We start from the raw sequence: 19,181 nt of genomic DNA, 5'->3' as shown, positions 1-19,181 counted from the left end.
GCCGGGCGCGGGCTACCGGTTCAGCTTCGCGAGGAGGGCGCGCATGCGGTCGATCTCGATGCGCTGGTCCCCGTCGACGTGGGTGACGAACTGGTTGATCGCCGATTCGCCGCCGCCTCCGCCGCCGAACAGCCGCTCGACCATCGTCAGCGCGCCCATGTGGTGCTGGATCATGTCCTCGTAGAAGAGCCGGTCGAACCGCGTCCCCTTGGCCTGCTCCAGCTCGGCGAACTGCGCCTCGGTGAGCATGCCCGGCATGGGCTCCCCGTCGCCGTGGTCGTGCCCGGCGCCGGAGCCCACGCTGGGCACCTGCTGGAGCCGGGCCCTCAGCCAGCGCACCATCTGGTCGATCTCGTCCTGCTGGGAGATCTCGATCCGCTTCGCGAACCGGGGAAGGTCCTTGCTCTCGCCGCGGCCGGCGACGAGCCCGGTCATGCGCAGGGCCTGGGAGTGGTGGCGGATCATCCCCTGCATGAACCGCACGTCGGCGTCGGTGTAATCCTGGCCCTCGGCGCGCGGCACCTCGCCCGCCGTCAGGACCTTGCTGCCCTGTCCCGGCGCACCCGGCTGCACGATGTTCGCCGCGGGGGCCTGGGCGGCCTTGGGAGTCTCCGTCTTCGCCGTACAGGCGCTGATCGTGGTGGCCGCCAGCACGAGCACGAGAAGCCGCCGGTACGGAGTCGAGGAGATCATGGCCGTGCACTCGCTTCGGGGTGGGGGGCACCGGGTAAACCGGAGTATATGGAGGGGTATAGCACATTTGCCCCCAAATCCGGTTAGTGCCCACCAAATGCCGCGCTGGCGGTGCTCTGCGGCAGCCGGGCTTATCGGGCGAACTCGGTGGCGCGGGACTCGCGGACCACGGTGATGCGGATCTGACCGGGGTAGGTCAGCTCCTCCTCCACCTGCTTGGCGACGTCCCGGGCGATCACCTGGGCCTGGATGTCGTCGACGTTGTCGGGCCGGACCATGACGCGGATCTCCCGGCCCGCCTGCATGGCGAACACCTTGTCCACCCCGTCGTACGACTGGGCGATCTCCTCCAGGCGCTCCAGCCGCTTCACGTACGCCTCCAGGGACTCACGCCGGGCGCCCGGACGGCTGCCGCTGATCGCATCGGCGGCCTGGGTGAGGACGGCCTCGACGGTCCTGACCTCCACCTCGTTGTGATGTGCCTCGATGGCGTGGACGACGTCCTCGTGCTCGCCGTACCGGCGGGCGATCTCCGCGCCGATCATCGCGTGGCTGCCCTCGACCTCGTGGGTGAGCGCCTTGCCGATGTCGTGCAGCAGAGCGCACCGCTTGACGAGGTCGCGGTCGAGCCGCAGCTCGGCGGCCATGATCCCGGCGATGTGCGCCGACTCGATCAGGTGTTTGAGCACGTTCTGGCCGTAGGAGGTGCGGTAGCGCAGCTGCCCGAGCAGGGTGACCAGCTCGGGGTGCATCTCGGTGATGCCCAGCTCGACCAGCGCGTCCTCCCCCGCGCGTACGCACAGGTCCAGCACCTCGGCCTTGCTGCGCTCGTGGGCCTCCTCGATGCGCTGGGGGTGGATGCGCCCGTCGAGCACGAGCTTCTCCAGCGTCAGCCTGGCCGTCTCCCGGCGCACCGGGTCGAAGCACGACAGAAGCACCGCTTCCGGTGTGTCGTCGATGATCAGGTTGACACCGGTGGTGGACTCGAAGGCCCGGATGTTGCGGCCCTCGCGGCCGATGATCCGGCCCTTCATCTCGTCGCCGGGGAGGTGCAGGACGCTCACGACCGACTCGGCCGTCTGCTCGGTGGCAACCCGCTGCACGGCGAGAGTCACGATCTTGCAGGCGCGCTTCTCGCCCTCCTTGCGGGCCTCGCTCTCGATCTCCCGGACGATCAGGGCCGCCTCGCGCTTGGCCTGGTTCTCGATCTCCTTGACCAGCTCGGCCCTGGCCTGGTCGGCCGTCAGGCCCGCGACCCGCTCCAGGATCTCCTTGCGCCGCTCGGCCACCCGCTCCAGGTCCTCGCGGCGGTCGGCCAGCTCCGTCTCGGTCTCGGCTAGCTTACGGGCCCGCTCGGCCTGCCTGCGCGCCTCCTCGTCGAGCCGCTGCTCGCGCTCGGCCAGCCGGTTCTCGCGCCGCTCCAGGTCGGAGCGCAGCTCCTTGAGCTCGGTCTTGAGGAGGCGCGCCTCCTCCTCGACCTCCTTGCGCGTGAGCGTCGCGCTCTCGGCGAGCGACTCGGACTTCTGGAGGATCTCCCCCGCGTCCCGCTCCGCCCTCGTACGGATCTCCTCGGCCTCCTGCCGGGCTCGTTCGAGCTCCTCATTGACCTCGGCCTTGATCTCGGCGAGCTGCTCGGGCGAGGGACCGGACGGCGCGGCGACTCCGCCGGTGCGGCGTACGACGATGACAAGGGCGGCGATCATCACGAGAGCCAGCAGCACCACCGCAACCGCAAGAACGATCACGATCGTGTCCATGCGCGCTCACCCCTATCGCCTCACGACAACCTCATGGCAGGGGTCACACGCGCGCAGCACGGCAGAGCCCGGTGGCGTCACCAGGACAAATATCGTCACATCGCCCGGACACCCCGAAGGGTGACCGATCTGGCCCGAAGGCCGGCCAAAGTTCTCGTCCGTCGTGCTTCACCGTTATGGCAATCCGCGCTGCGCGGAGTAACTCCTCACTGCGGTCGAGATTAAGCGTCAGAGAGGTAACGAGCAAGCAAAGATGGCCTGTCAAGCGACTTTTGCATGGTGCTATAGCTCACTCGAAGCTGTCGGGAAGCCCATCGGAGGGTATGCCTTCGGCCTCGATCGCCTCCCGGACGATGCGGAACGCCAGGCCGGGTGAGTAGCCTTTGCGGGCCAGCATGCCGACCAGCCGGCGCATGCGCGCCTGCGGCTCCACCCCACGCGTGCCGGCCAGCTTGCGCTCCACCAGTCTGCGCGCGGTCTCGGTCTCCTCGTCGGGATCGAGCCGCTCCAGGGCGTCCTCGACCGTCTCCTCGGCGACGCCGCGCCGCCGCAGTTCCTGCGCCAGCGCGCGGCGGGCGAGGCCGCGTCCGGCGTGCCGGGAGGTCACCCACGCGGCGGCGAACGCCTCGTCGTCGATGAGCCCGACCTCGGAGAACCGCTCCAGGACGGCGTTCGCCGCCTCCTCGGGCACGTCCCGCTTTCGCAGGGCGTCCGCGAGCTGTGCCCGCGTCCTGGGCGCCATCGTCAGCAGCCGCAGGCAGATGGCCCTGGCCACCGCCTCGGGGTCGGCCGGCGGCCCCTCTCTCGCCGCGCTCCCCTCTCCCGGCCCGTCCGGCAGCCACTCCCCGGACCGCTCCCGCCGCTCGCCCCGGCCTCGGCGAGCTTCCCAGGCTCCCTGGTCTTCCCGGTCGGCGTCCTGCGCTCTGCGGTTCTCCCGCTTCCTGCCGCGCCCCTGACGCCGGCGCCCGGACCCGGCGGCGGCCCGGCCCGTGTCGTCCCGGTCCCAGAGGTCGAACCCACCGGGGCCGGCGGAGCCGGCAACGTCGCCGGAGCTGTCAGCATCGCCAGAACTGCCGGAGCCGCCGACACCGTCCGGGGCTCGCCGTTCACGCCTGCGGATCTGCGCCCGCAGGGCGCCGATCGTCGCGGACGCGTCATCGGCCGAGCCAGCCGAACCGGCCGGCTCCCCGACCGGCCCCCAGGGTCCCGAGTTCCAGTCCCCCGGCCCGAACTCGTCGTCCGGGCCCTCGTCATCCGGGCCGGGGTGCTCGTCGCGCCTCATGCCTGCGCTCAGACGTCACCCGGCTTGGGCGCGGCGGCCGCCTTGCTGCCCCGGCCCGACGCGGACGCGGTCGCCCGGCCCGCCGTGGGCGCGGGCGCGGCGGCCGGAGCGGCGGGCGCTTCGGTCGGCGTGTCGAGCTTGGGCCCGACCCCCAGCTTCTCCTTGATCTTCTTCTCGATCTCGTTGGCGATGTCGGGGTTGTTCTTCAGGAAGTTGCGGGCGTTCTCCTTGCCCTGCCCGAGCTGGTCGCCCTCGTACGTGTACCAGGCGCCCGCCTTCCGCACGAACCCGTGCTCGACACCCATGTCGATCAGGCCGCCCTCACGGGAGATGCCCATGCCGTAGAGGATGTCGAAGTCGGCCTGGCGGAACGGCGGGGCCATCTTGTTCTTGACGACCTTCACCCGGGTCCGGTTGCCGACCGGCTCGGTGCCGTCCTTGAGCGTCTCGATCCGGCGCACGTCCAGCCGCACCGACGCGTAGAACTTCAGCGCCTTCCCACCCGTGGTGGTCTCGGGACTCCCGAACATGACGCCGATCTTCTCGCGGAGCTGGTTGATGAAGATGGCGGTGGTCCGGGTCTGGTTCAGGGCGCCGGCGATCTTGCGCAGCGCCTGCGACATGAGGCGGGCCTGGAGGCCGACGTGGCTGTCGCCCATCTCGCCCTCGATCTCCGCCTTCGGCACGAGGGCCGCCACGGAGTCGATCACGATGATGTCGACGGCGCCGGAGCGGATCAGCATGTCGGCGATCTCGAGGGCCTGCTCACCGGTGTCCGGCTGGGAGACGAGCAGCGCGTCGACGTCGACGCCCAGCTTCTTCGCGTACTCGGGGTCGAGGGCGTGCTCGGCGTCGATGAAGGCGGCGATGCCGCCGCCCCGCTGGGCGTTGGCCACGGCGTGCAGGGCGACCGTCGTCTTACCGGAGGACTCCGGGCCGTACACCTCCACGATCCGGCCCCGGGGGAAGCCACCGATGCCGAGAGCCACGTCGAGAGCGATGGCGCCGGTGGGGATGACCTCGATCGGGGCGCGCGCGTCGTCTCCGAGGCGCATGACGCTGCCCTTGCCGAACTGCCGCTCGATTTGCGCGAGGGCGGTCTCAAGGGCCTTCTCGCGGTCGTTGATTGCCATTGGATGCCCCCTGGAGGGTGGTCGTCTGCTCGGTCACCGAAAAGCTACGGGGTGCGACCGACAATTTCCTGAGCTTCCCGCACACCGCCCGGAGGGTGGGTGCGGCGGTCCGCCGCGTCCGGGCGCCGCGCGCGGCGCACACCCCGTGGGCGACCAGACCAATATAGCCGAACGACTGTTCGATCACATGAGGAACCGCCGCCGACATCGGGAAACCGGCCGGAGTTCCCGCCGCCGTTACATTCCCGGGCGTTACCCGTTCATGGTTGTCGTCCCGTTGACCTGCGACGATCCTTGTAACAAAGCTGGATCTCCCGCGAAGGGGGCCTCGTGACGGGCACCGGCGACTACGGCAGGCAGCGCCTGGCCTACCTGGAGGCACTCGCCGCCCGGCTTCCCGGCCACGGCCTCGGCGCCCGGGTGATCGGCGGGGACACCCCCGTCCTCTCCGTATGGCACCCGGAGACCGGCAGGCAGACGATCGTCTTCGCGATTCCGGCCGGGGAGGGCTGGATGTTCCTGTGGGCTCCGGGCGGGCAGGAGAGCGCCGACGATCCCGGGCGCGCGGCCGAGCTGATCACCGCGACGCTCACCCGGCCACTCTGACCCGCCGGGATCTCCCCCGGAGCCCCACCGGAACCCGGCGGAAACCCGCCGAGCCCGGTCCCGTACGCACTCAGCGCAGGACCTCGCCCAGTCTGACCCGGGCGCCCGTACGGAGCACCGCGCGCTGGTACACCCGGGCGGCGAACAGCAGCACGCCCACGACGGCCGCGATCATGAGCGCCACGGCGAGGAGGATCTCTCCCAGCGGCACGCCGGTGGCCGCCGTGCGCACGGGCATGACCATGGACGAGAACGGCGGCACGAGCGACAGGACGCGCGCGACCGTGCCGGTGGGCTGGACGGCGGCGAAGTAGGCCGTCACATAGGTCAGCATCATGAGCGTGGTCATCGGCGTCAGCACCGTGTTCAGCTCCTCCTGTCTCGACACCAGCGAGCCGAAGGTGGCGGCGAGCACGGCGAAGAACGCGTAGCCCAGCACGAACCAGACGAGCGCGCTGACGACGATCCCGCCCATTCCCGGTGGGAGGTCGGCCGCGAAGCCGGTCGCGACCGACGCGGCCAGTCCGGCGGCGACGACCACGGCGAGGTTGACCAGCCCCAGGACGCCCAGCCCGACGATCTTGCCGCCCAGCAGCTGCCACGGGCGCACCGAGGTCAGCAGGATCTCCACGATCCGGCTGCCCTTCTCCTCCACCACGCCCATCGCGACGTACATCGAGGAGTAGATGAACAGGAAGAACAGCACCATCACGAGCAGGGTGGCGATGCCGGTGCGCACTCCCTGGTAGCGCGCGTCGGCGCCGACCGACTCCACCCGCAGCGGCGTGACCGTGACCCCGGCCGCCTTGATCTGCTCGTCCCGGTGGACGCTTTCGAGGATCAGCCCCAGCCGCTGGTCGAGCTCGCCGTTCGCGACGACCCTGTCCCCGCCGATCAGGGCCGCGTCGACGTCCCCGCCGATCACCGCCTTCCGCGCGGCCGCCTCGTCCGGATACCGCGAGTAGGAGAGCTGGGCGACGGGGGCGGGGGCGGCGCCCACCACGCCGACGTCGAAGGTGCCGTCGCCGCCGAGCGCCTTCGGCAGAAACGCCAGCGCGGCCACCAGGATCGCGCTGATCGCCAGGCTGATCAGGAAGGACTTCGTACGGATCCGCGTGCGGACCTCCCGCTGGGCCACCAGCACCAGGCCGTTCATGCCACCGCCTCCCTGAAGATCTCGGTGAGGGTCGGCTGCCGCCGCCCGAAGTGCTCGACCGTCCCCGCGCTCATCGCCGTACGGAGGACGGCCTGGTCGTCGCCCTCCTCGCAGAGCAGGACATCGCGGTCGCCCTCGCGGACGACCGTGCCGGGAAGACCGTCGGCCCAGCCGGGCGCGGCGTCCCGGACCACGACGCGCAGCACCCCGCGGCCCTCCCGCTCCCGGAGTTCGGCGACCGGGCCGTACGCGACCATCCGGCCCGCGGAGATGATGCCGACCGAGTCGCAGAGCCGTTCGACCAGATCCAGCTGGTGGCTGGAGAAGATGACCGGCACGCCCCCGGCGGCGCGGTCCTTGAGCACCTCCGCCAGCGCGTCGACCGCCAGCGGGTCGAGGCCGGAGAACGGCTCGTCGAGGATCAGCACCGTCGGCTCGTGGACGAGCGCGACCGCGAGTTGCACGCGCTGCTGGTTGCCGAGCGACAGCGCCTCGACGGCGTCGTCGCGCCGCCCGGCCAGGCCGAGCCGTTCGAGCAGTGCGTCGGTGGCCGTGCGCGCGGCGGCCGGGGCGAGCCCGTGGAGCCGGCCGAAGTACTCGATCTGCTCGGCGACCTTCATCTTCTGGTAGAGGCCGCGCTCCTCCGGCATGTAGCCGAACGCGCGGCGATCGTCGTATCCCAGAGGACGCCCGTCGAGCCGCACCTCTCCGGAGTCGGCGCCGAGCACGCCCATCACGATGCGCATGGTCGTCGTCTTGCCCGCGCCGTTGGCGCCGACGAAGCCGAACATCTCACCGGGCCGTACGGTGAAGCCCACCCCGTCGAGGGCGGTCTTGTCTCCGTAGCGTTTGCGCAGTCCGTCGATTTCAAGCACGGGGGGTCGCCTCCATGATTCGCCGCAGCACGTCCAGGTAGTTCTCGAACGCCGCGCGCCCCCGCTCGGTCAGCGAGAGCCACGTGCGCCCCCGCTTGCCGACGAAGGCCTTCTCCACCCGGACGTAGCCGGCTTCTTCGAGCGTGAGGACGTGCTTGCTGAGCAGTGAGTCGCTGACTTCGATCGTGTCGCGGAGGAACCGGAAGTCGGCCTTCTCGGCGGCGGCCAGCGCCGCCACGATCGACAGCCGCACGGGGGCGTGGATGATCTCGTCGAGCTCGTGACGCGGGTGCGCAGTCATCGGTCCCTCGTGAGCGGGGCACCCGCGAGCGCGTCCCTCATCAGGAGGAGCCCGCCGTACAGCACGGGCAGACCGGCGAGCACCGACAGCGCGAGCAGCACCGCGGCCGATCCCGCCGTGCGCGGGTGCGGCATCAGCCAGATGCCGTAGACGAACGGCAGTGCCATCGTCACCACGTACGCCACCGTGACGGGCCCCCTGATCCGCTGCAAAAGCCGGTCGTGGAACCGCAGCCTGGCCCAGTAAGCGCAGAGTGCGATCGTCATGGCGATCCATCCGAGCCCGCCGATCGACGGCCACACGCCGCTGCCGAGGAACATCACCGGCCAGTAGACCATCGTGGCCAGCCCCATGATCAGATACGCCCGGCCGGGGCCGCGGGCGGACCGCCTGACCTGCCGGTCCATCCGCCCGATCTCCCGGAGAGCCTCGTCAGGAGTGAAGTGATCTCCGCTCATGCCCTTCCTCCCCATTCCTCCTGTCAACACGGTAGCAAGCACTCAACCGGCGTTCAAGTGCTTGCCGTGGACGACGAAGGGTGCAGGACTGCCGGGAAGAGTGGGCATGGCCGCGAGGAGGAAGCGGCGGCCGGCCGATGGTGCGGGGGCGCGGCCCGTCAGCGATCCTCCGGCGCCGCGCGGCGGTGCGTCAGCGTACTTCGGTCGTCAGCGCAGTCTGGGCGTCAGCGCAGTCTGGAGTCGACGTCGACCGCCTGGCAGACGGCCTGCCAGACCTGCTTCGCCGCCACGCCTTCGGCGAGGGCCTGCTCGACGGTGCGCCCGCCGAGACCGGCGAGGACGTAGTCCCTGGCCCACGACTCCGCGTACGCCTCGCCGAAGTGGCGGCGCATCCTGTTCCAGAAGTCCGTGAGGCGCATGCGTTCAGTATGGCCCCCCATGGGGAATGGCCTCACCGCCCTCGGCGTCCGTGACGCCGCGCCCCGTCCCGTCACATCACACGGGTGCCGTACATCTCACCGAGGGGGTCCGCGAGGAGCTCCAGGCGCGCGCCGTCCGGGTCGCGGAAGTAGATCGAACTGCCGCTTTCCTCCTGGTACGGCACGCCGGCCGCGTCGAGCTTGCCGCGCAGGCGCTCCCACGTCGCCCGCTCCACGGAGATCGCGATGTGGTGGAGACCGCCGAGCACCTCCTTGTACGGCTCCAGGTCGAGACCGGGGAGGTCGAAGAAGGCCAGCAGGTTTCCGTTGCCGATGTCGAAGAAGAAGTGGTTCGACCCGCGGTAGTCGCGGTTCTCGAAGATCTCGGTCAGCGGGAACTCGAGGAGCTCGTGGTAGAAGCGGATGGTGCGCTCGACGTCGGACGAGATCAACGCGAAGTGGTGCAGGCCACGCGCGCTGCTTGCGGCACGGCGCTCGCCGAGGTAGCGCTCCCTGATGAGGGCGCGCGTCACCTCGACCGCCGCGTAGTCGATTTCCATACTCAAGAAGATTGTCCTTTTTGCCGCTCATCATGCCCGCCGTCGCCGGCTGGTCGCGGCGCGTCCCTTCCCCCTGTGCCGCGGGCGGGTGCTCCTCTGACCGGAAGACGGGGTGGCGTTTTCTGTCGGTGGGGCGATGCATGATGGGCGGGTGGGTGCGCTCGACGGCTTCAGCCCGGTGACCAGGGAGTGGTTCACCGGGGCGTTCGCGACGCCGACCTCGGCGCAGGAGGGCGCATGGTCGTCGATCGCGCGTGGTGAGAACACCCTCGTGGTCGCCCCCACGGGGTCGGGCAAGACGCTCGCGGCCTTCCTGTGGGCGATCGACCGCCTGGCCGTCGAGCACGCCACCGGGCAGGATGAGACGGCGGGCCCGCGGGACCGGCGCGGCGGGTCGCCCGGGCGGCGGTCCGGCGGCGCGGGCGGCCGGGCGAAGAGCGGGGAACCGGCGCGTCCCTGTCGTGTCGTGTACGTCTCGCCGCTGAAGGCCCTGGCGGTCGACGTGGAGCGGAACCTGCGCGCCCCGCTCACCGGCATCCGGCAGACCGCGCTGCGGATGGGGCTGCCGGCCCCCGACATCTCGGTGGCGATCCGCTCCGGGGACACCGCGGCGGAGGAGCGGCGCCGGTTCGCGGCCCGGCCGTCGGACATCCTGATCACGACGCCCGAGTCGCTCTTCCTGCTGCTCACCTCCCAGGCGCGCGAGGCGCTGCGCGGCGTCCAGACCGTGATCGTGGACGAGGTCCACGCCGTCGCGTCGACCAAGCGCGGTGCCCACCTCGCGCTCACGCTGGAGCGGCTCGACGCCCTGCTGCCCGCGCCGGCCCAGCGCATCGGCCTGTCGGCGACCGTGCGCCCGGTCGGGGAGGTGGCGGCCTTCCTCGGCGGGGCGCGCCCGGCCACCGTCGTGCAGCCGCCCGCCGAGAAGGTCATCGAGGTCGACGTCGTGGTGCCGGTCGAGGACATGACGGAGCTCGCGCCGCCTCCTCCCGGCGCCGAGGGCGAGCCGACGGAGCACCGGCGGAGCATCTGGCCGCATGTGGAGGAGCACCTGCTCGATCTGATCCAGGCCCATCGGTCCACGATCGTCTTCGCCAACTCACGGCGGTTGTCGGAGCGGTTGTGCACCCGGCTCAACGAGCTGGCCTGGGAGCGGCAGGCCCCCGCCGCGGCGGGTCCTGGGCTCACGGGGCCGGGACTGCCGGGGCCTGGACTGCCGGGGCCTGGGGTCATGCCGTCGGAGTTCATGGCTCAGGCGGGTGTGTCGGGCGGCGCGATCCCCGAGGTGGTGCGGGCCCACCACGGCTCCGTCTCCAAGGAGGAGCGCGCCCAGATCGAGGAGGCGCTGAAGTCGGGCCGCCTGCCCGCGGTGGTCGCCACCTCCAGTCTGGAGCTCGGCATCGACATGGGCTCGGTCGACCTGGTGGCCTGCGTGGAGGCGCCGCCCAGCGTGGCCAGCGGGCTGCAGCGCATCGGCCGCGCCGGGCACCAGGTCGGCGCGGTGTCCAGGGGTGTGATCTTCCCCAAGTACCGGGGCGACCTGGTCCAGACGGCGGTGGTGGCGGAGCGCATGCGGGCCGGGCGGATCGAGGAGCTCCGCTACCCGCGCAACCCCCTCGACGTGCTGGCGCAGCAGATCGTCGCGATGACCGCGCTCGACGAGTGGACGGTCGACTCGCTGGAGGCGCTGGTGCGCCGGGCCGCGCCGTACGCCACGCTGCCGCGCACCGCGCTGGAGGCGACGCTCGACATGCTGGCCGGGCGTTATCCGAGCGAGGAGTTCGCCGAGCTGCGGCCGCGCGTCGTGTGGGACCGGGTGACGGGGACCCTCCACGGCCGTCCCGGGGCGCAGCGCCTGGCGGTGACCAACGGCGGCACGATCCCCGACCGGGGACTGTTCGGCGTGTTCCTGGTCGGCGAGAAGGCCTCGCGGGTGGGCGAGCTGGACGAGGAGATGGTCTACGAGTCCCGCGTCGGCGACGTGTTCGTGCTGGGCGCGACCTCCTGGCGGATCGAGGACATCACGGCCGACCGCGTGCTGGTCTCGCCCGCTCCCGGCCGGCCGGGCAAGCTGCCGTTCTGGCACGGCGACGCGCCGGGCCGCCCCGCGGAGCTGGGCCGGGCCATCGGCGCGTTCCTCCGCGAGCTGTCGGCCGCCGGGGCGGGCGGCCGGGGCGACGCCCGGGCGGCGCTCGACCGCGTCCGCGCGGCCGGCCTCGACGAGTACGCCGCCGGGAACCTCCTCTCCTACCTGACCGAACAGCGGGAGGCGACGGGATACGTGCCCGACGACCGCACGCTGGTGGTGGAGCGGTTCCGCGACGAGCTGGGCGACTGGCGGGTGGTGCTCCACTCCCCCTACGGCGCCCGGGTGCACGCGCCGTGGGCGCTCGCGATCGGGCGCCGCCTGCGCGAGCGGTACGGCGCGGACGTCCAGGCCGTCCACTCCGACGACGGCATCGTGCTGCGCGTCCCCGACACCTTCGAGGACGGGCCGTCCGACGTGGCGGTGTTCGACGCCGACGAGATCGAGCGGATCGTGGTGGAGGAACTGGGCGGCTCCGCCCTGTTCGCCTCCCGCTTCCGGGAGTGCGCCGGGCGCGCCCTCCTGCTGCCCCGGCGGTCGCCGGGCAGGCGCACCCCGCTGTGGCAACAGCGCCAGCGGGCGGCGCACCTGCTGGGCGTGGCGAGCAAGTACGCCGGTTTCCCGGTGGTCCTGGAGACGATGCGCGAGTGTCTGCAGGACGTCTTCGACGTTCCCGGCCTGGTGGGGCTCCTGCGTGACGTCGCCGCCCGCCGGGTGCGGGTGGTCGAGGTGGAGACCTCCCAGGCGTCCCCGTTCGCCGCGTCGCTGCTGTTCAACTACATCGGCGCCTTCATGTACGAGGGTGACGCGCCGCTGGCGGAGCGGCGGGCCCAGGCGCTGGCCCTCGACACCGCGCTCCTGGCCGAGTTGCTCGGGCAGGCCGATCTGCGGGAGCTGCTCGACCCCGACGTCCTCGCGGAGACCGAGCGGGAGCTGGCCCGGCTCGACCGGCCGTTGCGGGACGCCGAGGACCTCGCCGACCTGCTGCGTTCGCACGGCCCGCTGCTCGCCCAGGACGTTTCGATCCGCGAGGGCGACCCGGCGTGGCTGGCGGACCTGGAGCGGGCGCGCCGGGCCATCCGGGTGCGCGTGGCGGGCCACGAACAGTGGGCCGCCGTCGAGGACGCCTGGCGGCTGCGTGACGCGCTGGGCGTGCCGCCGCCCGTGGGCGTGCCGCATGAGTTCCTGGAGCCGCCGACCGGCGGTGCGCACGGCCCCGGCGGTTCCGGCAGTCCCGCCGCCGACCCGCTGGGCGACCTGGTGGCCCGCCACGCCCGCACCCGCGGACCGTTCTCGTCCGGGACCGCCGCCGCCCGCTTCGGGGTCGGCGTCGCGGTGGCGGACGAGGCACTGCGCCGCCTCGCCGGGTCGGGAAGGATCGTCTCGGGTGAGTTCCGGCCCGGCGGCCGGGGCGAGGAGTGGTGCGACGCGAACGTGCTGCGACTCCTGCGGCGCCGGTCCCTGGCCCGGCTCCGCAAGGAGGTCGAGCCGGTCGCGCCCGAGGTTCTGGCCGCCTTCCTGCCGGCCTGGCACGGGATCGCACCGCAGAGCGTCGCGGCGACCGGCGACCGTTCCACGGGGTACGACGGCCCCGCCACTCTCCCTGGTCCGGGCCTCGTGAGCGCCTCCCCCGGTGGACCTCCCGGCCCGCCGCGGCAGGAGAGGCCCGGACGGCAGGAGCTCCATGGGTCCGCGCGGGCGATGGACGCACTGATCAGCGCGGTCGAACGGTTGCAGGGAGCGGCGGTCCCCGCCTCCGCCCTGGAGTCGCTCGTGCTGCCCGCGCGGGTGCCCGGATACTCCCCGGCCCTGCTCGACGAGCTGACCTCGTCCGGCGAGGTCGTCTGGACGGGCCAGGGCTCGCTGCCCGGCGGGGACGGCTGGATCTCGCTCTGCTTCGCCGACACCGCCCCCCTGCTCCTGCCCGCGCCGGCGGAGATCACCATGACCCCTCTGCACGAACGGATCCTGGAAAGCCTCGGCGGCGGCGGGGCTCTGTTCTTCCGCGAACTGTCCAACCGCATCGGGGCGGCCGCATGCGGGGCGGGCGGCGCGGCCGGCACCGGTCCGGACGCCGCGGCGTCCCGCCGGGCCCGCATCCTCGGCCGGTCGGCCGCGGACACCCCGGCGGCCGGCGAGCGCCTCACCGCGAACGGGACGCCGGACGATGTGACGCCGGACGATGTGACGCTGGCCGCCGCGCTGTGGGACCTCGTCTGGGCGGGCCGCGTCACCGGGGACACGCTGGCTCCGCTCCGGTCGGCGCTGGGCACCGGGAGGCCCGCCCACCGTCCGGCCGCGACCAGGCGCCGCCGGGCCGTCCTGCCCACCAGGAGCGGCCCGCCGACCGTGAGCGGCCGGTGGTGGCTGCTTCCCGCGCCCGCGGATGACGGCACCCAGCGGGCGCACGCCCAGGCGGAGGTGCTGCTCGAACGGCACGGAGTGCTCACGAGGGGCGGGGTCACGGCCGAACGCCTGCCCGGCGGATTCTCCGCCGTCTACCAGGTGCTGCGGGCGTTCGAGGAGAGCGGGCGGTGCCGCCGCGGCTACTTCGTCGAAGGGCTGGGCGGAGCCCAGTTCGCCCTTCCGGGCGCGGTGGACCGGATGCGAGCGATGTCCTCGTCGTCCTCCCCATCGTCCTCCCCATCGTCCTCCTCGGCGGGGCTCGCGCCGGAGGAGGACCTGTGGTCGATCCCGGCCTCGCCGCCGCCCCGGCAGGTGGTCGTGCTGGCCGCGGCCGACCCCGCCAACCCGTACGGCGCCGCGCTGCCCTGGCCCGAGCGCGCGGACGACGTGACCCACAAGCCGGGCCGCAAGGCGGGCGCGCTGGTGGTGCTGGTGGAGGGCGCCCTCGTCCTCTACGTCGAGCGTGGCGGCAAGACCCTGCTCTCCTACGGCTCGGCGGAGGACCTGCGCCCGGCCGTGCAGGCCCTGGCCGTCTCCGTACGACGGGGCGCGCTGGGCAAGCTCACCGTCGAGCGGGCCGACGGCGCCGCGATCACCGGCTCACCCCTGGCGGAGGCCCTGGAGGCCGCGGGCTTCCACCCCACCCCGCGTGGCCTGCGCATCCGCGGCTGACCACCGACTCAGCTCAGCTCAGCTCAGGTCAGCTCAGCTCGGCGACGCTCTCCGGGCGCTCTTCGCCCGCCTGCGCCGCGCGGGCCGCCCGGCGCCCCCGGTCGAGCCGCAGGTACAGCAGGGCGGCCCCGGTCACCCCCAGCGGCCACAGCAGATAGGGGCCGGACACGACCAGCAGCGCGGCCACCGCGACCATGGCCGTCATCGCCGCGGCCCGGCCCAGGCTGCGTCTGGGCAGCAACCTGAGCGCGGCGGCCACCCCGACCGCGTACACCGCGACGAAGGAGCCGGTGGTGAGCAGCACCAGGGGCCGCGGGCCGACGCCCGCCCCGACCACGACCGCCAGCGCGCAGAACGACAGGGTCGCGTGGACGGCCAGGCTCCGGCGGGGCACGCCGCCCGCGACGCTCCCCTCGGCGAGCACCGCGGGCAGCGCTCCGTCCCGGCCGAGGGCGGCCCCGAGCTTGGCCGCCCCGGCGTAGTAGGCGTTCATCGCGCCGAGCGTCAGCAGCACCGCGGCCCCGGCGGCGAGCCAGCGCGCGTTGCCACCCAGCCCCATCGCCATGAGTTCGCCCAGCGGCGCTTCGGTCCGGGCGGCTCCTGGCCCGAGGACGGTGATCGTGGCGAAGGCCACGAGGAGATACAGCGCGCCCACGAGGACGACCGCCGCCGCGGTCGCCCTCGGCAGGTCCCGTTGCGGGCGGCGGAACTCGCCGGCGAGGTGGGTGATCGCCTCCCAGCCCGCGAAACTCCAGACGAGCAGCGCGCCCGCCGCGCCGATCGCGGTCCAGCCGTGCGGGGCGAACGGCCGGAGGTTGGCCGTGTCGGCGTGCGGCAGCGACAGCCCGACCGACACCAGCAGCAGGACGACCAGCAGCCCCGCCAGCACGAGCTGCACCCTGCTGCTGAGCTGGAGCCCGACGGCGTTGGCCGCGGTGACCAGGGCCATCAGGGCCGCCGCCGTCAGCGCGGTGGTCGTCGTCCCGCCCCCGACCGCCGCGGAGACGTACGCCGCGCCGAACATCGCCGCGGGCACGGCGCCCAGCGGCACGGCGAAGTAGAAGCACCAGCCGACCACCGCCGCCGCGCGCTCGCCGAAGGCGAGCCGGGCGTAGGTGGACACCCCGCCGGCGTCGGGATGACGCGCGCCGAGCGCGGCGAAGGTCCCGGCCAGCGGTGCCGACAGCAGGACGAGCGCCAGCCAGGCGAGCAGCGAGGCCGGTCCGGCCGCCTCGGCGGCCAGGGCGGGCAGCGCGATGACCCCGGTGCCCAGGACGGCTCCCACGTACATCGCGGTGCCGTGGCCGAAGGTCATCCGGCCCTGGTGCGTGATCTCACTCATGAGTCGATCGCCCTACAACTCCACGGGTCCGTAGAGGGCGGCGGGGGCGCGGCGGGTCATGGCCCAGTAGCGGTCGCCGTACGACCAGTGCCACCACTCGGTCGGATAGTTGACCAGGCCGCAGGCCTCCAGGGCCGCGCTCAGGACGTCGCGGTTGCGCCGGGCCCCGGCGCCCACCTCGGCGGCCGTGTAGCAGGCGCCGCGGCTCTGCTCGGGGGTGGCGTTGACGGCCGTCCCCATGTCGAGCTCCACCCCGTCGTCGTCGCAGAGCGTCAGGTCGACGGCCGCGCCCGCCGTGTGCGGGGCGACCTCGATCGGCGAGACGTACCGGCTCGCGGCGGCGTGCAGGTCGCCGGCCGGCATGTCCGGGAAGGCGGCGCGCAGTTCGTCCTTGTACTCCTCGAAGTAGCGCCGCTGCAGCGCGGGCGGGCGGTAGCCCTCGACGACCACCAGGTTGCACCCGGCCGGGAGCCGGTCCTGGGCCTCCTCCAGGCGGGCCAGCAGGCCCTCCCGCAGGTGGGCGAAGGCTCCGGCCGGATCGGCGAGCCGTTCGTCGACCCGCAGCCGCCCCCGGACGTCACTCAGCTTCTCTCCGCACTCGTCCACGCCGATCGAGGTCACCCGGAGATCCGAGATCAGGACCAGACCGGCGGCGGGGTCGGGCAGGGCGGAACGATCACGAGGGGAAACGGGCATGAGGATCAACCTACCGTCACACGGTGTCCGAGAAGACCTCTTCACGCGCCTGGTCCAGTGCTGCGACGATGGCCCCCATAAGTACGGGATTGCCATCCACGCCGGTCGCCGCCACCGTGGGACGGCTCGGGCACACGCGGGTCACCGCCTCCTCCACCCGCCGGGCGAGCAGGTGCCCCCCGGCCCTGCCGACGTCTCCGCTGAGCACGACCAGCCCCGGGTCGAGCACCACCGAGACCGCCGCGACGCCGACCGCGAGCCGCCCGGCCAGGCTGTCGACGAACCCCTCGTTGCCGGCGGCGATGGCCGCGCGGACCAGCCCGGCCACGTCGCGAGTCTCCAGGTCGTCAGCGCTTACGCCGTGCGCGCGGGCCAGGTTCCACAGCGCCTCTCCTCCGACGAGGCGCTGGAAGGACCCGGTCTGGGGCGCGGTGACCTGGCTCGGCAGCGGCTCGCCGGGGACCGGGAGCCAGCCGATCTCCCCCGCGCCGCCGGTGATCCCGCGGTGCAGCCTGCCGCCCAGCATGACCCCGAGGCCCTGGCCGACGCCGGTCCACAGGATCGCGAAGTCGTCGGCGCCCCGCGCGGCGCCGTACGCCTGCTCGGCCAGCGCCGCGAGGTTCACGTCGTTTTCGATGATCACGCACTCGCCCAGCAGCGTGCGCAGCCCGGCGAGGATGCCGACGTGCCAGGAGGGCAGGTCGACGGAGTACCGCACGTCGCCGGTGGCGGGGTCGACCACGCCTCGGGTGCCGATGACGAAGCAGCGCAGCCGGGCGAGCTCGATCCCCGCCGTCCCGCAGGCCCGCTGGACGGCCTCGTGGACCACCCGTACGGGATCTCCCGCCTCGCTGGGGTCCACTGTGACCTGGGCGATGACCGTCCCGGTGATGTCGGCGACGGCGGCCGTGACGCTGTCCGGCAGCACCTCCAGGCCCGCGACGTACGCGCTGGAGGGGTTGACGCCGTACAACGCGGCGTTCGGGCCGCGGCCCCCGGGGCGCTCGCCGGCGGCCGTGACCAGCCCGCGCGTCTCCAGGCGCGCGAGCAGCTGCCCCGAGGTCACCTTGGAGAGCCCGGTAAGCTCACCCAGCTCGGCCCTGGTCAGCGGGCCTCTGGAGATGAGGAGTTCCAGTGCCGCGCGGTCGTTGATCTGCCGTAGCAGGCGAGGCGTGCCCGGTCGTTGTGGCACCGGCTGGTTCCCCTCTCGTCACGATCCGCTAACGCGGGCTTTTTTATAAGAAAGTTTCTTGTTAGTTTAGCGCCAGCCAGCCCGGAGGCAACCGATCAGCCTCGGGACGCCATGAGCGCCGACCGAAAGGAGAGCGCCTTCCAGCAGGTGAGCGGCCCGCCGACACCCCCACGAGGCGCACCCCCGACGCGAAGCCGGGAAGGGAGAGAACCATCGTGAAGATTGTGAAGATCGCGGTCGCGACCACCGCGACCGCCGCCCTGGCTCTGGGACTCGCCGCTTGCGGAAGCGACGACTCCAAGGATGCGGCCGCGCCGGCGGCCTCCGCGGCCGCCGGTGGTCCCAAGTTCGCGGGCCAGACTCTTACCGTGTGGCGACTCGGTGCCACCAACGACGTCGCCACCAAATACATGGACGACCTGGGCGCGAAGTTCAAGGAGCAGACGGGCGCCGAGGCGAAGGTCCAGTGGATCCCCTGGCCCGACGCGCAGAAGAAGTGGACCGCCGCGCTCGCTGGCGGCGAGGGCCCGGACGTCACCGAGTTCGGCAACGACCAGGTCGCCGCCTGGGTGGCGCAGGACGCCCTGGCCGACATCAGCGGCATCGTGAAGGGCGACTCCGAGCTCCAGGAGATCCCGCAGAACCTGTGGAGCTACGAGACGATCGACGACAAGATCTACGCCGTGCCGTGGGGCGGCGGCACCCGGGCCGTGCTCTACCGCAAGGACTGGTTCGACAAGCTCGGCATCGAGGTCCCGAAGACCTGGGACGAGCTGATCGCCGCGGGCAGGAAGATCGTCGACAAGCAGGGCAAGGACGTCGACGGCTTCGCCTTCAACGGCGGCTCGGACGCGAACATGTCCCTTTCGCCGTTCGTCTGGTCCGCCGGCGGCGACTTCGCCAAGTTCGAGGGCGGCAAGTGGGTGGGCCAGCTCACCCAGCCGGGCTTCAAGGAGGGCTTCCAGTTCTACACGGACCTGGTCGCCAAGGACGGCGTGTCCGGCAAGGGCCGCCTGACGCAGAACTCGGTGGACATCGCCCAGCGTTTCGCCGCCGGCAAGGTCGGCATGTACGTCACCGGCGGCTGGGACATCACCGCCATCAAGGAGCAGAGCAAGGGCAAGGTCGACGAGTCGAAGATGGGCTTCTTCTCGCTCCCGGCCAAGGACGGCTCCGGCCCGGCCCCGGCCTTCCAGGGCGGCAACGACATCGCCATCTGGAAGGACGGGAAGAACCCCGAGCTCGCCGCCGAGTACGTCAAGCTCGCCGCCGGCAAGGAGTTCGGCGTCCGGTACGCCAAGGAGGGCGGCCTGCTCCCGCTCTACCCGGACGCGCTCGCCGAGATGGGCGGCGACCCCGCCCAGAAGCCGTTCACGGACACCTTCAAGGTCGCCAAGGGCTTCCCGGCCAGCCCCAACTGGGCCGAGGCCAACGACACCAAGGCCGTGCTGCAGAACGCGGCGCGCTCGGTCATCGAGGGCAAGAAGAGCGTCGACCAGGCTCTCACGGACGCCAACTCCGAGCTTGAGACGATCCTCAACCAGTAG

Annotated in this window: 16 protein-coding genes; 3 read left to right on the top strand and 13 right to left on the bottom strand. The window is 72.4% G+C overall.

All coding sequences use genetic code 11. From position 1 onward, the window contains the following. Positions 1-12 precede the first annotated feature (12 nt). The 4 genes from OG344_RS19190 to recA all read right to left on the bottom strand — a co-directional run bounded on the left by OG344_RS19190 (position 13) and on the right by recA (position 4,865). Positions 13-693 (bottom strand): DUF305 domain-containing protein, encoded by a 681-nt coding sequence (locus tag OG344_RS19190; RefSeq protein WP_405084257.1) that lies wholly within the window; start codon positions 691-693, stop codon positions 13-15. A gap of 131 nt (positions 694-824) precedes the next feature. Continuing rightward, a complete protein-coding gene (gene rny, locus OG344_RS19185; RefSeq protein WP_327044665.1) occupies positions 825-2,450 on the bottom strand; it encodes a ribonuclease Y in 1,626 nt (541 codons plus the stop codon). Positions 2,451-2,739: 289 nt separating this feature from the next. Further along, positions 2,740-3,732 carry a regulatory protein RecX gene (locus OG344_RS19180; protein ID WP_405084256.1) on the bottom strand — a complete coding sequence of 331 codons (993 nt, stop codon included), beginning with the start codon at positions 3,730-3,732 and terminating at the stop codon, positions 2,740-2,742. A gap of 8 nt (positions 3,733-3,740) precedes the next feature. Further along, a complete protein-coding gene (gene recA / locus OG344_RS19175; RefSeq protein WP_405084255.1) occupies positions 3,741-4,865 on the bottom strand; it encodes a recombinase RecA in 1,125 nt (374 codons plus the stop codon). Between the two features lie 330 nt (positions 4,866-5,195). Here recA and OG344_RS19170 point away from each other — a divergent pair, with 330 nt between their 5' ends. Then, the gene (locus tag OG344_RS19170) at positions 5,196-5,471 is read left to right on the top strand and encodes a hypothetical protein (protein WP_405084254.1); all 276 of its coding nucleotides are present in this window, start codon (positions 5,196-5,198) and stop codon (positions 5,469-5,471) included. Between the two features lie 70 nt (positions 5,472-5,541). Here OG344_RS19170 and OG344_RS19165 read toward each other — a convergent pair whose 3' ends face one another. The 6 genes from OG344_RS19165 to OG344_RS19140 form a co-directional block, all read right to left on the bottom strand. Next, the gene (locus OG344_RS19165) at positions 5,542-6,627 is read right to left on the bottom strand and encodes an ABC transporter permease (RefSeq protein WP_405084252.1); all 1,086 of its coding nucleotides are present in this window, start codon (positions 6,625-6,627) and stop codon (positions 5,542-5,544) included. Further along, positions 6,624-7,502, bottom strand: coding sequence for an ABC transporter ATP-binding protein (locus OG344_RS19160; RefSeq protein WP_405084251.1), 879 nt, complete (start codon positions 7,500-7,502; stop codon positions 6,624-6,626). Before OG344_RS19160 ends, OG344_RS19165 begins: the two co-directional genes overlap by 4 nt. Continuing rightward, entirely contained in the window at positions 7,495-7,803 is a 309-nt protein-coding gene (locus tag OG344_RS19155) for a transcriptional regulator (RefSeq protein ID WP_327044660.1), read from the bottom strand. The genes OG344_RS19160 and OG344_RS19155 overlap by 8 nt, the downstream gene beginning before the upstream one ends. Next, positions 7,800-8,261 (bottom strand): hypothetical protein, encoded by a 462-nt coding sequence (locus OG344_RS19150; RefSeq protein WP_405084250.1) that lies wholly within the window; start codon positions 8,259-8,261, stop codon positions 7,800-7,802. The genes OG344_RS19155 and OG344_RS19150 overlap by 4 nt, the downstream gene beginning before the upstream one ends. 224 nt (positions 8,262-8,485) lie before the next feature. Further along, on the bottom strand, positions 8,486-8,680 hold the full coding sequence (locus OG344_RS19145) for a DUF3046 domain-containing protein (RefSeq protein WP_327044658.1): 195 nt from the start codon (positions 8,678-8,680) through the stop codon (positions 8,486-8,488). 71 nt (positions 8,681-8,751) lie between these two features. Beyond that, positions 8,752-9,240 (bottom strand): VOC family protein, encoded by a 489-nt coding sequence (locus OG344_RS19140; RefSeq protein WP_327049542.1) that lies wholly within the window; start codon positions 9,238-9,240, stop codon positions 8,752-8,754. 136 nt (positions 9,241-9,376) lie between these two features. On the opposite strand from OG344_RS19140, the gene OG344_RS19135 reads away from it, so the two are divergent. Then, positions 9,377-14,404: a DEAD/DEAH box helicase gene (locus OG344_RS19135; protein ID WP_405084249.1), complete on the top strand. Its 5,028-nt coding sequence runs from the start codon at positions 9,377-9,379 to the stop codon at positions 14,402-14,404. Between the two features lie 28 nt (positions 14,405-14,432). Here OG344_RS19135 and OG344_RS19130 read toward each other — a convergent pair whose 3' ends face one another. Genes OG344_RS19130 through OG344_RS19120 form a run of 3 tightly spaced genes read right to left on the bottom strand, consistent with a single transcriptional unit; the run spans position 14,433 to position 17,634 of the window. Continuing rightward, entirely contained in the window at positions 14,433-15,746 is a 1,314-nt protein-coding gene (locus tag OG344_RS19130; RefSeq protein ID WP_405084248.1) for an APC family permease, read from the bottom strand. Positions 15,747-15,758: 12 nt separating this feature from the next. Continuing rightward, positions 15,759-16,442 (bottom strand): M15 family metallopeptidase, encoded by a 684-nt coding sequence (locus tag OG344_RS19125; protein ID WP_405084247.1) that lies wholly within the window; start codon positions 16,440-16,442, stop codon positions 15,759-15,761. Between the two features lie 16 nt (positions 16,443-16,458). Beyond that, complete coding sequence (locus OG344_RS19120) at positions 16,459-17,634, bottom strand: ROK family protein (protein ID WP_405084246.1); 1,176 nt, start codon at positions 17,632-17,634, stop codon at positions 16,459-16,461. A 215-nt stretch (positions 17,635-17,849) separates the two neighbouring features. On the opposite strand from OG344_RS19120, the gene OG344_RS19115 reads away from it, so the two are divergent. Next, positions 17,850-19,181, top strand: coding sequence for a sugar ABC transporter substrate-binding protein (locus OG344_RS19115; RefSeq protein WP_327044653.1), 1,332 nt, complete (start codon positions 17,850-17,852; stop codon positions 19,179-19,181).

The sequence above is a fragment of the Microbispora sp. NBC_01389 genome (assembly GCF_045040095.1).
Taxonomy (GTDB): Bacteria; Actinomycetota; Actinomycetes; order Streptosporangiales; family Streptosporangiaceae; genus Microbispora.
This window is presented reverse-complemented; position numbering and strand designations above follow the sequence as displayed.

What these genes read in the sequence shown, in the direction of transcription:
- OG344_RS19150 (WP_405084250.1), bottom strand. Translation starts at nt 8,261, where the DNA reads ATGAGCGGAGATCACTTCACTCCTGACGAGGCTCTCCGGGAGATCGGG.
- OG344_RS19155 (WP_327044660.1), bottom strand. Translation starts at nt 7,803, where the DNA reads ATGACTGCGCACCCGCGTCACGAGCTCGACGAGATCATCCACGCCCCC.
- OG344_RS19190 (WP_405084257.1), bottom strand. Translation starts at nt 693, where the DNA reads ATGATCTCCTCGACTCCGTACCGGCGGCTTCTCGTGCTCGTGCTGGCG.
- OG344_RS19145 (WP_327044658.1), bottom strand. Translation starts at nt 8,680, where the DNA reads ATGCGCCTCACGGACTTCTGGAACAGGATGCGCCGCCACTTCGGCGAG.
- OG344_RS19140 (WP_327049542.1), bottom strand. Translation starts at nt 9,240, where the DNA reads ATGGAAATCGACTACGCGGCGGTCGAGGTGACGCGCGCCCTCATCAGG.
- rny (WP_327044665.1), bottom strand. Translation starts at nt 2,450, where the DNA reads ATGGACACGATCGTGATCGTTCTTGCGGTTGCGGTGGTGCTGCTGGCT.
- OG344_RS19135 (WP_405084249.1), top strand. Translation starts at nt 9,377, where the DNA reads ATGCATGATGGGCGGGTGGGTGCGCTCGACGGCTTCAGCCCGGTGACC.
- OG344_RS19125 (WP_405084247.1), bottom strand. Translation starts at nt 16,442, where the DNA reads ATGCCCGTTTCCCCTCGTGATCGTTCCGCCCTGCCCGACCCCGCCGCC.
- recA (WP_405084255.1), bottom strand. Translation starts at nt 4,865, where the DNA reads ATGGCAATCAACGACCGCGAGAAGGCCCTTGAGACCGCCCTCGCGCAA.
- OG344_RS19165 (WP_405084252.1), bottom strand. Translation starts at nt 6,627, where the DNA reads ATGAACGGCCTGGTGCTGGTGGCCCAGCGGGAGGTCCGCACGCGGATC.
- OG344_RS19180 (WP_405084256.1), bottom strand. Translation starts at nt 3,732, where the DNA reads ATGAGGCGCGACGAGCACCCCGGCCCGGATGACGAGGGCCCGGACGAC.
- OG344_RS19130 (WP_405084248.1), bottom strand. Translation starts at nt 15,746, where the DNA reads ATGAGTGAGATCACGCACCAGGGCCGGATGACCTTCGGCCACGGCACC.